Annotated in this window: 1 protein-coding gene and 1 other RNA gene; both read left to right on the top strand. The window is 45.8% G+C overall.

What is annotated here, in order from left to right:
* Window positions 1–206: 206 nt before the first annotated feature.
* Window positions 207–689: an SsrA-binding protein SmpB gene (gene smpB / locus A3739_RS04725; protein WP_068476070.1), complete on the top strand. Its 483-nt coding sequence runs from the start codon at window positions 207–209 to the stop codon at window positions 687–689.
* A 242-nt stretch (window positions 690–931) separates the two neighbouring features.
* Window positions 932–1,173, top strand: a transfer-messenger RNA (tmRNA) gene (ssrA, locus tag A3739_RS04715); the annotation flags it as partial.

Raw genomic sequence — 1,173 nt, 5'->3', positions numbered from 1 at the left:
GTCATACATTTGCTGAGCAGAAAACATGACCAGCGCGGAGCGATTTATTTTTAAAGACATAAAACCCAGCCCAATTAATTGGCGCGTATTGTAACCGCCTTCTCATCTGCACTCTAGCGCTTCTGCGAATGCGCGATAAATTCTGTAGCAAGACCAGAACTTGTAATATACTTCCCGTTTTTCACAGACACTCCAGCAGTAATTTCATGGCCGGCAAGAAAAAACCAAAGCAACAAAGCAATACCATCGCGTTGAATAAACGCGCCAAGCACGACTTTCATATTCAAGAAAAATTTGAAGCTGGCGTTGCGCTTACAGGATGGGAAGTGAAAAGCTTACGTGAAGGCAAAGGCCAGCTTACAGACTCGCACGTATTCTTGAAAGACGGGGAAGCATGGCTACTTAACGCACACATTACGCCACTTATTTCTGCAAGCACTCACGTCATCGCAGAGCCAACTCGCCAACGAAAACTGCTGCTTCACAAAAAAGAAATTGCCAAAATTAATGCAAAGATAAGCCAAGCAGGCCACGCATGTGTTGCCCTAGCCCTTTACTGGAAAAACAACAAAGTAAAGTGCGAAATTGCATTGGCCAAAGGTAAAAAAGAATTCGATAAACGCGCGACCGAAAAAGATCGCGACTGGAATCGTCAAAAAGCTCGCGTTGTTCGCGAGCATGCGAAGTAACTAATATTTTTTGACTTTGGGCTTGCTACTCATGGTTTCAAGAGTATGATTGCCCAACTAGCGTTTCACCAACGCTTAAAGGTTTCAATAAGTTTCGGAATGATATGGGCCACAGGCCGATTTCTTCCAGAAATTGAAAATCAAATTGTTGATTTTCAAAGGCATGAGCGACAGCAGCATCTTGCTGCTGGCCGGGACTCGACGCAGTCGAAGCCAAACGCTTAAAGGTTTCAATAAGTTTCGGGGATGATATGGCTTCGACGCTGGTAACGAAACCAGAGGTGCATGCCGAGTGTACAGTGGCACTCGTACTCCAATCGCTGTAATCAATAGTTGCAAATGATGACAACTACGGTGCTGCTCTAGCTGCGTAAGCAGTTAAAAAAGCACTTTTAGGGGTACGCCCCTAACGGTCTGTAACAAGGTGCCTGTACCGCGATACCGACTGTCACTCAGAACAGGACCGCACCACGGCATACTCGGG

Source organism: Oleiphilus sp. HI0067, assembly GCF_001635735.1.
This window is presented reverse-complemented; position numbering and strand designations above follow the sequence as displayed.